At 45.0% G+C, this 12,737-nt stretch carries 13 protein-coding genes; 9 read left to right on the top strand and 4 right to left on the bottom strand.

From position 1 onward, the window contains the following. Positions 1 to 293: 293 nt before the first annotated feature. From ACE1AQ_RS08885 to ACE1AQ_RS08875, 3 genes are all read left to right on the top strand, one after another. The gene (locus tag ACE1AQ_RS08885; protein ID WP_002790182.1) at positions 294 to 509 is read left to right on the top strand and encodes a hypothetical protein; all 216 of its coding nucleotides are present in this window, start codon (positions 294 to 296) and stop codon (positions 507 to 509) included. 3 nt (positions 510 to 512) lie between these two features. Beyond that, positions 513 to 860: a type II toxin-antitoxin system PemK/MazF family toxin gene (locus ACE1AQ_RS08880; RefSeq protein WP_008201384.1), complete on the top strand. Its 348-nt coding sequence runs from the start codon at positions 513 to 515 to the stop codon at positions 858 to 860. A gap of 198 nt (positions 861 to 1,058) precedes the next feature. Continuing rightward, positions 1,059 to 1,481: a SufE family protein gene (locus tag ACE1AQ_RS08875; protein ID WP_008201386.1), complete on the top strand. Its 423-nt coding sequence runs from the start codon at positions 1,059 to 1,061 to the stop codon at positions 1,479 to 1,481. Between the two features lie 4 nt (positions 1,482 to 1,485). On the opposite strand, the gene ACE1AQ_RS08870 is transcribed toward ACE1AQ_RS08875, so the two are convergent. Next, positions 1,486 to 2,037 carry a transcriptional repressor gene (locus ACE1AQ_RS08870; protein WP_002737956.1) on the bottom strand — a complete coding sequence of 184 codons (552 nt, stop codon included), beginning with the start codon at positions 2,035 to 2,037 and terminating at the stop codon, positions 1,486 to 1,488. Between the two features lie 105 nt (positions 2,038 to 2,142). Between ACE1AQ_RS08870 and ACE1AQ_RS08865 the strand changes: the two genes are divergently transcribed. Next, complete coding sequence (locus tag ACE1AQ_RS08865; RefSeq protein WP_110543861.1) at positions 2,143 to 3,408, top strand: J domain-containing protein; 1,266 nt, start codon at positions 2,143 to 2,145, stop codon at positions 3,406 to 3,408. Here ACE1AQ_RS08865 and ACE1AQ_RS08860 read toward each other — a convergent pair. Continuing rightward, entirely contained in the window at positions 3,361 to 3,975 is a 615-nt protein-coding gene (locus tag ACE1AQ_RS08860; RefSeq protein WP_110543942.1) for a molybdenum cofactor guanylyltransferase, read from the bottom strand. The two genes, ACE1AQ_RS08865 and ACE1AQ_RS08860, sit on opposite strands and share 48 nt — an antisense overlap. A gap of 181 nt (positions 3,976 to 4,156) precedes the next feature. On the opposite strand from ACE1AQ_RS08860, the gene ACE1AQ_RS08855 reads away from it, so the two are divergent. The 5 genes from ACE1AQ_RS08855 to ACE1AQ_RS08835 all read left to right on the top strand — a co-directional run bounded on the left by ACE1AQ_RS08855 (position 4,157) and on the right by ACE1AQ_RS08835 (position 10,664). After that, complete coding sequence (locus ACE1AQ_RS08855) at positions 4,157 to 5,296, top strand: DegT/DnrJ/EryC1/StrS aminotransferase family protein (RefSeq protein WP_110543864.1); 1,140 nt, start codon at positions 4,157 to 4,159, stop codon at positions 5,294 to 5,296. A gap of 37 nt (positions 5,297 to 5,333) precedes the next feature. Next, positions 5,334 to 6,239, top strand: coding sequence for a cyanoexosortase B (gene crtB / locus ACE1AQ_RS08850; protein ID WP_008201400.1), 906 nt, complete (start codon positions 5,334 to 5,336; stop codon positions 6,237 to 6,239). After that, on the top strand, positions 6,232 to 6,978 hold the full coding sequence (locus ACE1AQ_RS08845) for a cyanoexosortase B system-associated protein (RefSeq protein ID WP_110543867.1): 747 nt from the start codon (positions 6,232 to 6,234) through the stop codon (positions 6,976 to 6,978). The genes crtB and ACE1AQ_RS08845 overlap by 8 nt, the downstream gene beginning before the upstream one ends. A gap of 131 nt (positions 6,979 to 7,109) precedes the next feature. After that, entirely contained in the window at positions 7,110 to 8,324 is a 1,215-nt protein-coding gene (locus ACE1AQ_RS08840) for a polysaccharide biosynthesis/export family protein (protein ID WP_110543945.1), read from the top strand. Positions 8,325 to 8,441: 117 nt separating this feature from the next. Further along, positions 8,442 to 10,664 (top strand): tyrosine-protein kinase domain-containing protein, encoded by a 2,223-nt coding sequence (locus ACE1AQ_RS08835; RefSeq protein WP_110543869.1) that lies wholly within the window; start codon positions 8,442 to 8,444, stop codon positions 10,662 to 10,664. Between the two features lie 6 nt (positions 10,665 to 10,670). On the opposite strand, the gene ACE1AQ_RS08830 is transcribed toward ACE1AQ_RS08835, so the two are convergent. Together ACE1AQ_RS08830 and ACE1AQ_RS08825 are read right to left on the bottom strand one after the other, a co-directional pair. Further along, positions 10,671 to 12,119: a family 10 glycosylhydrolase gene (locus tag ACE1AQ_RS08830; protein ID WP_106908155.1), complete on the bottom strand. Its 1,449-nt coding sequence runs from the start codon at positions 12,117 to 12,119 to the stop codon at positions 10,671 to 10,673. Positions 12,120 to 12,427: 308 nt separating this feature from the next. Further along, positions 12,428 to 12,737: DUF4129 domain-containing protein (locus ACE1AQ_RS08825; RefSeq protein ID WP_374808252.1), on the bottom strand; the 310-nt coding region annotated here is incomplete at its 5' end.

The following is a 12,737-nucleotide window of genomic DNA, read 5'->3' as shown; positions in this document are numbered from 1 at the left end:
AAAGCCACTCTTAATCGTGTCTTGGAACGAAATAGAGGCTTTTAAAGACTGCGTACATGGAGAATTAAAACAAGAATTACCCTCGAAAAGCCTATTTTTCCACTAAGTATTTATGCTCATTGCAAAGGTGAGATGCTCCCTTTAAAGACTGCGTACATGGAGAATTAAAACAAGAATTACCCTCGAAAAGCCTATTTTTCCACTAAGTATTTATGCTCATTGCAAAGGTGAGATGCTCCCTACTTTATTTGGTATCATCAAGTAAGAGAAGCTTGATTTATGTTGGTACAGAAATGATGAATCAAAAAATTACTGCTATTTTCAATGGAGAAGCTTTTTATCCTACTGAAACCTTTAATCTTAAGCCGAATACTAAAGTAAAATTGACAATAGAAACTCAATTAATTGATGAAGAGCAATTGCAAATAATGGCAGATGATCAGGATATTTTAGGAGAAATCGCTACCATTAATCAGGAGTTTATGGTCTCTGAAATGGACGGTTTGTAGAAAATGACTATCGCAAGAGGTGAAATTTATTTCGTTAATCTTAATCCGATTCAAGGAAAAGAGCAAGCAGGAACTAGACCAGTTTTAGTATCATCTATTGATGTGATCAATCAGTTACCCTTAGTGGTGATGGTAGTGGTGGGGACGAAAGGAGAAAATATTCGCCAAGATTATCCGACTAATGTTCGCGTTTCGACTGATGAAAGTGGGCTTCCTTTAGAAACAGTCTTTCTTGGTTTTCAAATTCGTTCAATTGATAAAAATCGCTTCCCCTCGGCACCAGTTGGGAAACTATCCGAAGAAAAAATGCAAGAAATTGAAACGGCAGTCCGATATTGCCTAGGATTGTAAGGAGATTTTATATTTTTGGTACGGCGTTTATCCATAGCTCCTGCAAGCGTGGTATTTCATTGATGCCAATTCTAGCAGATAGCCTCGAGGCGCTCTGACCAAGGTAGTCCTGGCAGCGATAACCACAGCGCGCAACTTCCGCGAGAATGCTAATATAAAAAAGCTATTGGCTAATTTTTTCTTATTTTAACTCGCAATATGCTCCCGTCTAATCTCGATCGCATCGTCGAACGCCTCAAACGTCGTACCGATCCTAAGCAAAAATACGAACAATTACTAGCTTTTGCTAAAAAACTAGAACCAATACCAGAATCTGCCAAAATACCCGCTAATAAAGTTCATGGCTGTGTATCCCAAGTTTATATCACTGCCGACCTCGAAAATGGCCAGGTTTGGTACAAAGGGGATTCCGACGCGCAATTAGTCAAGGGTTTAGTGGCTTTGTTAATCGAGGGGTTAAATGGACTGACTCCCTCGGAAATCCTGCAAGTCACCCCGGATTTTATCGAAGAAACCGGTTTAAAAGTCAGCCTTACCCCTTCCCGCTCCAACGGATTTTATAATATTTTCCAATTAATGCAGAAAAAGGCTCTCGGTTTTCAGTTGGGAATGTCCGCTTAGATGTCTAGTTTTCTGGTTCCGGTTCCTTTGATTCGGGAATCTCGCAGTTTTGGAAACGAGTATCCACCAGCGAACGGGTGCAACCCCAATTACTCGGTATTCCCGACGGCCAACCCATCCGCAAAGCTTCCGGACAGATGGCCATCACCGTTAACTGACAGTCAATTAACTGAAAACCCTCTTTCTCACACTGTTTGAGACTGTGTTTGAGAATGGAATCATTGTTAAATTCGATGGTTTTATTACACTGAATACAGACCAAATGATGATGGTGGTGGGGATAGGGTTGATTGAGTTCGTAGTGTTTATGACCCTCGGCCAATTCTAACTCCCGCAAAATTCCCATCCGCGACATCAGTTTAACACTGCGGTAAATTGTCGATAAACTAATTCCCTCCCCCCGTTTGTCCAGTAATTCCTGCAATTCCTCAGCACTGAGATGATTGCCTTTCGGTAAATTCTGGAAAACGTGCAGAATTTTCTCTCGCTGGGGAGTTAAGCGCCACCCCCGCGCGTTGAGTTCCGCTTTCAGGGAGGAAGCAGTGTAGGCAGACATAAGCGATCAACTCTCAATAAAAGCTATTTAATTGACAATGATAGTCGTTTCGGCGAGCCATTGGCAACAGTTTTAAGTAGTTGAAAATTCCCCCCGCGTTCAAGTATGAAAAATTACTATGAAATCCTCCAAATTCCCCGTAATGCCAGCAATAATCAGATAAAAGCCGCTTTTCGTCGTCTGGCCCGGCAATATCACCCCGATTATAATCCCAATGATCCAGAGGCAGTGACAAAATTTCGGGAAATTGAACAAGCTTATCGGGTTTTGAGCGATAAAGAGAAAAGAAAAGAGTATGACCGCAGTTTATCCCCAGAAATACCCACTTTTAACCGCAGTGCCGAGGATTTTTATCAACAGGGATGGCGCTACGCTCAAGAGAAAAATTATCAACTTGCGATCGCATTTTACCAGCAAGCAATCGCAATTAATCCGCAATTTTGGCAGGCCTATCTGCAACGGGCGGAAGTTTACTACTATAATCAGCAGGATCGGCAAGTTTTAAGCGATTGTCGGCAAGTTTTGCAGTTAAAACCCGATTGTTCCCAAGCTTACTATTACCTCGGTTTATCCCGTCAACGACTCGGTTACACCCAATCTTCCCTAGAAGCTTATGGCAAAGCAATCGCTATTGACCCAAATAATCCCCAATTCTATTATCAAAGAGGATTGGCTCTAGAGGAACTCTCGGAACTGCCAGCAGCACGAAAAAATTTTCAAATAGCGGCAAAAAAATTTAAGCAACAGGGAAATTTTCGCCGCTATCATGCCATTGAAAATAAATTAAGAGATGCTCATAAAAGTTATCGACAACGGCAATCAATCAAGTGGTCAAAAACTCTTTTTATTGTTGTTAATTTGCTGAAAATCTCTTGCTCATCTTTGCTCAAACCCAAGACAGGTCTGGCAGAGGCTTTTTTAAAGCTCAACCGTAATCAGGCTTTAGCTACAGGGGTATTGGCGGCAATAATCAGCAGTTTTTTTATCGCTTTGACTTGGCAAAACTGGACAGTTAAATCTGAGTTTTTACTGTTACTAGGCTGGGCAGTATTTCCTTTTATTATTCTGACTTTATCTAGTTGTTTGGGCAGAAAATTAAGTAATAAATATGGTGGTTTTACTGGCGATATATTTTTAGGTGGCTTAATAATTTTGCCCTTTTCCCTCGTCATTTGGCTCACTTCCTATTTATCCATAAATGGCGATATTATCGGCGCAATTATCGGTATAACTGGCGGTTATCTAACCGGAATACTCTACTATGGTTATCGCCATTTATCCAATATTTCTTCGCAGATCTCTTTACTTTTACTCCCTTTTGTGCTAGGGTTTCTTACGGTTAATATCTGGGTAGTTTATTATTATCTCTAAATCTTCCGGAGTATTACAGTTAAATAAAATCTCAGAATTATCGATGATTAATTCCTCCACCACAGCGGCATTTAACCACTTTTGAAAAGAAGTTCCCCCCTGCTTAATATAAGTCTGCAAAGATGCTAAACAACGACGATGATAAAAAGCACAGAGAGGCTCCCAACGATTGCCGCAGCGGGGAACCAAAGCGATGGCATTTTCCGGTACAGTGGCTAATAATCTTGACCATGCTTGAATAATTGAAGACCTTAGTAAAGGTAAATCGCAGGGGAGCAATAAAACCCAATCGGTTGACACAAAAGTTAATCCCAAGGCAAAGGCTAATAACGGCCCCCTAGTAGGGAGAGGTTCCTTGATTATTCGGCAGTACTGGGGAATGATCAGCTGGTAACGTTCCGGCCAAGGCGTGATCACAGATACCTGTACGGCACAATCTTGGGCAACTAAACAGATATTTTCCAGAAAAGAGAGACCCTGAAAGGATAACAAAGCTTTATCTCGTCCCATGCGGGAACTTTCGCCACCGGCCAGAATTAACGCCGTTAAAGCGGGAAAATCACTCATAATAACCAGTTCTAAAGGATAAACCACAGAGGCACAAAGAACACAAAGAAAAAGACAGACTCGATCAGTGAAGACCATCTATCTATCAGATAAAGGACAAGAGAGCCTACTAATCTAGCCAACTTGCTCCAATCTATGCTAGTCTGTTGACATTTATAAGATATCCATAAACAAGCACTAGATGAATTCCAATTTAATCAAAGTTCCCTTTGTGGATTTGACTTGGCAAAATCAGCCCCTACAGGCAAAAATTGCCGAGGCCATCCAAACAGTTATCGACCGAGGAGATTTTGTTTTAGGCCAAGCTTTAGCCGAATTTGAAACCGCCTTCGCCCAAGCTTGCGGAGTCGAGTATGCTGTGGGAGTAGCTTCTGGCACTGCCGCTCTTGCCCTGGCTCTACAAGCTTACGGCATCGGTGCCGGGGATGAAGTGCTAGTCCCCGCTAATACCTTTGTCGCCACCCTCATGGCTGTTATTCAAGCGGGAGCTAAACCGGTTTTAGTTGATTGTCTCCTCGATACGGCCTTAATTGACCTCGCGGCGGCTGCCCAAAGAATTACTGCCAATACCCGCGCCATTCTTCCCGTACACCTGTACGGACAGATGGTATCACCCCAACAATTACAGGATTTTGCCCGCAGCCATAATCTGATTATCTTTGAAGATGCGGCCCAGGCCCATTTAGCCAGTAGAGAAGGTTATCGCGCCGGCAGCGTCGGTGTGGCGGCGGGGTTTAGTTTTTATCCCAGTAAAAATTTAGGTGCTTTTGGCAATGGCGGAATGTTAGTGAGCAATGATCCTGAAATTAGCCAAAAAGCCCGCAGTTTAAGAAATTATGGCGCACCGAGCAAGTATTTCCACACCGATATCGGCACTAATAGCCGTTTAGATAGCATACAAGCCGCCATTTTAAACGTTAAATTACCCCATCTGGACAGCTGGAATCAGGCCCGTCAGCGAGCGGCAAGACAATACGACCAGCTTTTGGCTCCTTTAGCCGATAAAGGCATTTTACCCATAAGAGACGAAACCGAAACCGGTCATGTCTATCATCTCTACGTTATTCGCATTCTCCCCCATTGTCCCGTTGATCGCCAACAACTACAAGAACAATTAACTGCCGTCGGTATTCAAACCGGCATTCATTATCCGATTCCTTGTCATCTGCAACCAGCTTATCGCTACCTGGGTTATCAACAGGGAGACTTTCCTAAGGCAGAGATTCTCTGTGAAGAAATTTTATCTCTCCCCATGTACCCCGGCATCAGCCAGAAGCAAATTGCAATCGTAGTTGAACAGATTACTTCGATGATCGGCTAACATAAATTCAGAATTTGTCACTAAATCGCTCCTTCCTATGGGTATTAGTCCTTCCCTATCCCCCGTCTCCCACAAAAATCGGCTATCTTGGCTGATTATCGGTTTCTTGGCGGTTATCTATGGTCCGGTGATCTTTCATTGGTACGATGGTTGGCTGAATAAATCGATCAGCGTCGAACATGAATACTTTAGCCACGGCTTGATCGGCCTTCCCTACGCAGCCTATATTGTCTGGCAGAATCGTAAAAAATGGCAGCGCCTCGAAGATCGCTCCCATCCCCTCGGAGCGTTTTTGTTAACCCTAGGAGCGATTTTTTATCTCCTCAGTTCCTCTGTTTGGGTTAGTATGTCTTTCCCGATTATGTTAGCGGGCATCTGTCTCTGGTTAAAAGGAAGGGAAGGTTTTAAATTACAGGGATTTCCTCTACTTTTAACAGCTTTAGCGACTCCTAATCCTATCCCCTACCTGATCACTCCCTATACCCTACCCCTACAGATTTTTATTGCCGCTTGCGCTGGTTTTATTCTCCAGCAAGCGGGCTTAGATGTCTCCGTTGACGGTATCCATGTAGCGGTAGAAGGTAGGATGGTGGAGGTCGCCCCCTACTGTGCGGGGCTGAAAATGTTATTTACCAGTCTTTACGTCACGCTGCTGCTGCTCCATTGGACAGATACCATCGAAAACGGTCGTAAAACGCGCTTTATGCTCCTCAGTGCCTTTGCAATTAGTGTCGGGGCCAATATCGTTCGTAACTCGCTTTTAGCCTGGTTTAACGGCACGGGGCAAAAGGAAAACTTTGTGTTACTCCACGATGGCTGGGGGGGTGATTTATACTCCGTCTTTATGTTATTACTCGTCCTTTTCGTCTTCCAAATTATGCAGTATCGCGAGGCGGTCAGGAAACAGTCCCTAGCTCAAGAGGAAGGTAACAAGGGTGATTAGTCAAAAAATTCCAGCCGAGGTAACTTTAGTGTTAGATAAAATCAAAAAAAAGCTACCGGGTAATTATCTACTCCTGTTGTGCCTGCTGGTGATTTTGATTTTAGGGGGTATCTTGCCCAATTTAATTTCTGGCCATTGGTCTTGGGTGGAGCAACCGAGAATCGGTAATATTCAGAAAATGCAGGCCTTACAAAAATCGGGAATCGAGTTGTCTGACCTGAAAACCATCAACCAGAGCCAAGGGGAAATCGGTGAGGGAAAATGGTCGGTACAAGTGCTGGAAAGTTCTGAGGGCGAGAGGATCACCCTGCTTTTAAAGCCACAGATCTACTATAAAAATCAACCCGGATTAGAATGGTCGGATATCAGTTCGATTAGTCGTTGGAATCAGGGGGAAACAACCGAGCTATTAATTCCCACCAGGTCGGGAGGAAAGGCCACGGCTAGATTCTATCGGGCTTGGACACAAAACACCTTTGCCGTGGTGCAGTGGTATGCTTGGCTAGGTGGTGGTCATTACGATCCCTCTGTTTGGTATTGGCTTGACCAATGGGCGCAATTGAAAAGACAAAGAGTACCCTGGATAGCCGTTTCCTTACTGATTCCCTTAGACCCGACCAAAGAACTGCAAACTCTCACTCCCTTTGCTCTCAATCTCGCTAGGGAAGTACAAAGTAACTTAGAACAAAATGTCTTAAGTCAATTAACTTCTGTCCCTCAGTCCACAAAAGAAAAGTAATTTGGCCGCTGCCAACCATCTCTTCCAAGAAGCTAGCTCAAGGCACTTTTCTAGCCCTTGATAGCTTCTTTGTTCCTCTCCCACTAGATAACTCCCAGAAAATAAATTGATATGTCTCTATGATTCCACCGATGCTCGACAAGTTTTTGCCAGTTAGTTTATTCAGAACCGGGGCCATGGCCCTATCAGGGTTGGGTCTGACAGGGTTCTTGTGGATAATTCACTCCGAGAGCCTCAAGGCCCAGGGTCCTTTGTCCATACCCCAGACTCAACCGGGGGCCGGGTTGGAATTTTTGCCGCCCCAACCCCCTAATCCCACCTTTCCCGAAAACACGATTCCCCCTAGCGGCTACAGTCCACCGGTTTACTCTCCCAATAATCCCCAATCCCGACCAATTCAGGCCTATCGACTCGATATCGGCGATCAAATCAGCGTCTCGGTTCCCGATTTTCCCGAATTTAATTCTGCAGGTCCTGTGGATCCCGATGGTAATTTTCTGGTACCGATTTTAGGGCGTATTCCCGTGCTGGGCTTGACTTTAGACGAAGTGCAAACTAAAATCCGCCTGGAATTGGGGCGAAAATACTTGCGGGAGGAACCAGAAGTGATTGCGGTTTTAACCACTGCCCGTCCCGTCCAGTTAACCATTCTAGGAGAGGTACAGCGACCGGGGTTTTATAGTGTTGCTCCTAATACTCCCCTAGCGCAGGTACTTTTGGCGGCGGGGGGTGGCACCCCCAGGGCTGATCTGCGTTCGATCCTTGTCCGTCGGGTTTTAGTCGATGGTACAGTATTAGAGGAGAAACTTGACCTTTATACTCCCTTGATTAAAGGGGACCGCTTGCCAGATCTGCCTCTGCAAGGGGGCGATGCGGTGATTGTTTCCAAGTTAGAAGCGGGCCAAGAAACGGAATATAATCGCACCCTAGTGGCTAAAACCACCCTCACCCAGCAGAATATCACCGTCAGGGTTTTAGCTCCCTCAATTCCTTCGGGAATTGCCCTAAGAAATGTTTCGATTCCTAATGGCAGTACCTTCCTCGATGTGGTGGCGAGTTTACCGGTTTCTGATCGCCTGCGGATTAATGTCAATGAAGTGTCCCTGCTCCGTTTTGACAGTGCCAAAGGGGGAATTGTTAGTCAAACGTTGAGTCCGATAGCGGCAGTTAGGGGAGATATATCCCAAAATGTTCCCTTAGAAGATCAGGACGTAATTATCGTCACCCGCACCCTCTTAGGGGAAATTTTCGCCGCTTTTAATATTATTACCCAACCTATCCGGGATATTTCCAGTTTTACCAATACGATTCTCAACCTGAGCAATCAATTCGATGGCTCCCGATAATTGACGAGCAACCGGCTCCCTTCACTCCTTAACACAACTTCATAAGCTAGGATTTCAAGGCCGAGAATAACTCTTGACCGTTAGAATGTAAAGAATCTGGGAATAGATTAAAAAGTTATGGCTGTACCAATTATTAAACGATTTCTCATCTCGCTAGATCAGAACAAATTTGTAGGAATATTCGTCTTCCTGGTCTGTTTAGGCGGTTCTGTGATCTTTGCTCTCCTACCCGATCCTGAGAAACCCCCCACCTTTTATCGGGCGCTGGGACAATTGGCCTACCGGGTGCCGCCGCCAGCTTTTACCACTACAGGAACCCAACTGCAAGAACAAGGGCGGGCTATCGATCGCGATTTACTGCTGTCTCCCCGGGTATTAGTCAATGCGGCCAAAAAATTACAATTTAATCAAGAACAGATCGTTAAAATTCGCGATCAAGATTTAAAAATCACCTTCCCCGGTGAAGGAGAGGAACAAAACAACAATAGCAATCGGGCTGGAGCAACCGACCAACCCCAAGAGATACTTTTAGAGTTAACGTCCGACTCCCAGTCCAAGGCAGAGTTAATTCTGGAAACCTTGATGAAGGAAATGGTGGAATACAGTCGCTGGCTGAATACTTCCCAGTTACGGGCCCGCATAGAGGCGCTCAGTGTCCGACTTAACGAAGTCCAAAAAGATTTAACCAGAGCCGAAGAAAAGTTTTATCGCTACATTAGCACCCAGGGTTCAGATTTATTGGCGATTCAAGATGGGAGTTTATTCACCGCTATCACCGGTAGTCAACAGCAACAGCGAGAAATTCGTCTAGAACTGCAAGGCATTCAAGGACAGATTAATAGTCTGAGTAAACAACTCGATTTAACCCCCGATCAAGCTTACACCTCCTCGGCCCTTAGTGCCGACCCGATTATTGCCAGTATCCGAGCCCAGATCTTGGACACGGAAGCCCAATTGGAGCAACTAGAGAAGGATTTACGTCCCGAACATCCCACCGTAGTTAAATTACGCAAACAACAGCAAGTTAACGAATCTCTCCTACAAAAAAGAGCCGCCGAGGTAATCGGAAAAGATGGCGTTCTTACCGCTCTTCCCAGCAGTCGCATCCGTCAGCAAAGTAATCTCGATGCCACCCGTCAACAACTAGCGGCTCAATTAGTTACCCTGCAAACCCAGCGCGAGGGTTTAATGAAACAATTAGAATCCTTAGTGACTCAGGAACAGCAATTACGCTCCCAATACGAGAAATTCCCCGATAAACAGCTACAGCAAGCTCGTTTAACCCAAGCCGTCGCCTTTCAACGGGGTATCTACGAGAATATCCTCAATGCTCTGGTGGATGCTCAGGCCGCAGAAGCGGAAACCGTGGGTAGTCTCACCGTCGCCCAACCACCGGTGGCTCAAGCGATCGAACAGGTGTTTAATCGCAAAAATCGTCTCTTGATTCTCTTAGCGGGGGCTGGTTTGGGAACTTTAGCTGGATTGGGTACGATCCTTCTGTTAGCAGTGATCGATGATCGCCTGCACAGTCCCCAAGAATTGCGGGAAGCTTTGGTTAGCCGGGATATCCTCCTCTTGGGACAGTTGCCCATTGTCCGCAATTTAGAGGGCGATGAAATCGATCCGATTCTCGCCGATGCTAATGTCAATTATCTCCCCTACTACGAACGTTTACGCAGTACCCTGCGACTTGTGGGCGGCGGCGAAACGGTGAAAGTAGTTATTGTCACCAGTATTACCGGCGGAGAGGGGAAAACCGCCACTGCCTATAATCTGGCCATCGCGGCCGCTTTAGCAGGCCGACGGACTCTGTTAGTCGAAGGAGATCTGAGAAGTCTTTCCAACGCTGAAAAAATCGGGGTCACTCCCGATCCCAATTCTTTCCGAGAACCCCTACTTTACTACGGGGCAAAAAGTAAATCGATCCGGCTGGCCCCAAATATTGAAAACCTTTCGATTTTGCCTAGTCCCGGTCCGCAAAAACAAGCGGCAGCTATCATTGAATCGAGCGAATTACAATTAATTCTCAAGGATTCTCGCGGCCGTTTCGATCTGGTGATTGTCGATACTCCTTCTCTGTCTAGCTGTAATGATGCCCTTCTCTTAGAAGAACTAGCGGACGGGATTATTCTAGTAACTCGCCAGGCGATAACTCGTTCTAGTCTCTTGAGTGAAGCAACTGACCAGTTAACAGAAGCGGAAGTGAAAATTTTAGGGGCGGTGATTAACTACGTCGATATTACACCAACTCTCAACACCGCCGAACCGGAACTGCCACCTTTGATAGTTACCCCACTACAGGAACAAACAGAGACAGAGGAAGTAAAAGTGGAGGTGTAAATGCGGTTACTTTTGACAAAATCTTCTGGCTCGATCGAATTGTGGTTCTTGCCAAGAAAAAGCAAAATGACTGATACTATCTATGCTGGGAAAGGCTATGCGAATCGCTTCCATTTGCACTTCTAAGGAGGGACGATTGTTATAGGGTTGTCCCCATAAACCCGCTAAAGCTGGGATAACAGCAGTTTGATTTCCCCTGCTTGCCACTACTCTTTTGATCTGATTAACCACACAGGTGGTATCGTTACAATTAGCGTAGGACATGGGATGCCATTCTAGGGAAGCGGGAAAACTATCCCAAGCTTGTAAACGGGAATCAAAACCTTGATTACCCACAAGACGATTTCCATCAGGAAAAAACACTGCCCCGGCGGGAATTCCCTGACGTTCTACTAGGGCAGAAAAATAACTAATATAATCAATGACACCCTGGGCAGCATGGGCAACCGCTAGGAACCAAAGTTCTAATTTGAGGCGATCAAAACGACTTTTAACTGATTGTTTCATCTCCTCTTCTAAGGGGATTCTACCCTGCCAAAGAGGGTCAGTTTCTTGGGGATAAAGGCGATCTGCTTCGACGATATCATCAGGGGAAATTTGACCACGAGTCAGATAGCGATCAATTAAAAATTTGCCCTTATTATTCAATCCTCGATTAATTAAAGCTTGTCGGGATGCCGGACTAAAAATCCATAAATCTTGGACATTATCAGCCACGGAATCGACTCCAGTTCCTCTCGGATAGCGAATATAATCAAATAAAACTCCATCGGGACGACGTTGTAAAATCGCTTCTAGGAGAATTAAATAATCCTGTCGCGCTTGATTGCTGTAGGGATCGACAAAAGTTTGGGATTGATCATCGACAAAAGAGGTGCTATCCTGTCCTTTACCATTGCGTGCTAACACCTCCTGTCGCTCGGGTTTTAAGCTATAAGCATAGCCAAAATTGAGGCTAAATAACCAAGCATAAACCTTTAAACCGCGTTTATGTCCCTGTTCGATCACCTGTGCTAATAAATCCACATTTCCGGCACTGGGATTTTTAATCACGCTGTCCCAAACCGTGGGATTATTGTTAGGAGGTAATAGGACTTGACCATCGGCGAAAACTTCCAGATAAACTATATTATAACCTTTGGCCACGATGCGATCGAGAATACTTTCTATCGATCCGGGGCGGGTATCACAGGAGTAGAGACGTAACCAGATTGCCTGTTCCTGTAACCAGTGTCGGGAACGACAAAAGCGCAATTGTGCAGCATATTTCTGCAATAAAATGTCATATTCTTGGGGGGAAGTTTGACGCAGATTTTCTTGTTGTTTGATTTCCGATTCGGACAGTTGACAATTATCATTGACCGCGAGGCTAGGGTTAATCCCTAGGGTACTACTCCAGAGGATTATAGCGAGAAAACAGGATAGCGATCGCAGATAATTGACTTTTTTTAACATAGTTGTTTACGGCAAAACTAGCAAAGGAGAAATTTCCTTAGTTTGCTATTTTTTTAGCCCTCTTCTAGAACTATAGCAAAAGTCTTAAATTGCTGGCTGAGAATTATCGGTAGTCGGACAAAAATAAAGTTAACTGTGCAGACAAGGCAACAGTAAGGGTTTTGTACTTGGTTACATTTCTTAACATAGTCTTGTTTATAGCCTTTCTCATCAAGATGAAGTGTAACCTAATTTGCTATGGACGACCGGCGATCGACCCCCCAAAACGAAAACTTCCTACCTCACCATTAAGATAACTGCTCTCAAGCTCACTTTTTCACCAACTTGACAAATTCTCGAAAACGTTGGCGTAAACTCTCAATATTAGCCGATTTCCCGCCATAACGCCAATCAACGTAGGCGCAAGCAATCTCCTCGATAATATTCGCCACTGGCGGCGGTTGGACGCGGCGGGCGGCGGTGGCATATTCTAAAGGAGTTTGAGCGGGATGTTTGCCATAACCGGCTTCTGTTAAGATTCCTAACATTTGCTGGTATAAACGCTCGATTGGTGGTAGTTTTGCCAACTTGCGACTCCTACGCCAACGATGGAACTGTCCCCATCCTAACCAACTAGCG

This window comes from Microcystis sp. BLCC-F209, from assembly GCF_041928595.1.
Lineage (GTDB): Bacteria > Cyanobacteriota > Cyanobacteriia > Cyanobacteriales > Microcystaceae > Microcystis.
The sequence above is the reverse complement of the archived record's forward strand: the minus strand, read 5'-3'. Positions and strand labels throughout refer to the sequence as shown.

Excerpts from the sequence above, each read along its gene's own strand:
- ACE1AQ_RS08885 (WP_002790182.1), top strand. The coding sequence starts at position 294 with ATGATGAATCAAAAAATTACTGCTATTTTCAATGGAGAAGCTTTTTAT.
- ACE1AQ_RS08880 (WP_008201384.1), top strand. The coding sequence starts at position 513 with ATGACTATCGCAAGAGGTGAAATTTATTTCGTTAATCTTAATCCGATT.
- ACE1AQ_RS08875 (WP_008201386.1), top strand. The coding sequence starts at position 1,059 with ATGCTCCCGTCTAATCTCGATCGCATCGTCGAACGCCTCAAACGTCGT.
- ACE1AQ_RS08870 (WP_002737956.1), bottom strand. The coding sequence starts at position 2,037 with ATGTCTGCCTACACTGCTTCCTCCCTGAAAGCGGAACTCAACGCGCGG.
- ACE1AQ_RS08865 (WP_110543861.1), top strand. The coding sequence starts at position 2,143 with ATGAAAAATTACTATGAAATCCTCCAAATTCCCCGTAATGCCAGCAAT.
- ACE1AQ_RS08860 (WP_110543942.1), bottom strand. The coding sequence starts at position 3,975 with ATGAGTGATTTTCCCGCTTTAACGGCGTTAATTCTGGCCGGTGGCGAA.
- ACE1AQ_RS08855 (WP_110543864.1), top strand. The coding sequence starts at position 4,157 with ATGAATTCCAATTTAATCAAAGTTCCCTTTGTGGATTTGACTTGGCAA.
- crtB (WP_008201400.1), top strand. The coding sequence starts at position 5,334 with ATGGGTATTAGTCCTTCCCTATCCCCCGTCTCCCACAAAAATCGGCTA.
- ACE1AQ_RS08840 (WP_110543945.1), top strand. The coding sequence starts at position 7,110 with ATGCTCGACAAGTTTTTGCCAGTTAGTTTATTCAGAACCGGGGCCATG.
- ACE1AQ_RS08835 (WP_110543869.1), top strand. The coding sequence starts at position 8,442 with ATGGCTGTACCAATTATTAAACGATTTCTCATCTCGCTAGATCAGAAC.
- ACE1AQ_RS08830 (WP_106908155.1), bottom strand. The coding sequence starts at position 12,119 with ATGTTAAAAAAAGTCAATTATCTGCGATCGCTATCCTGTTTTCTCGCT.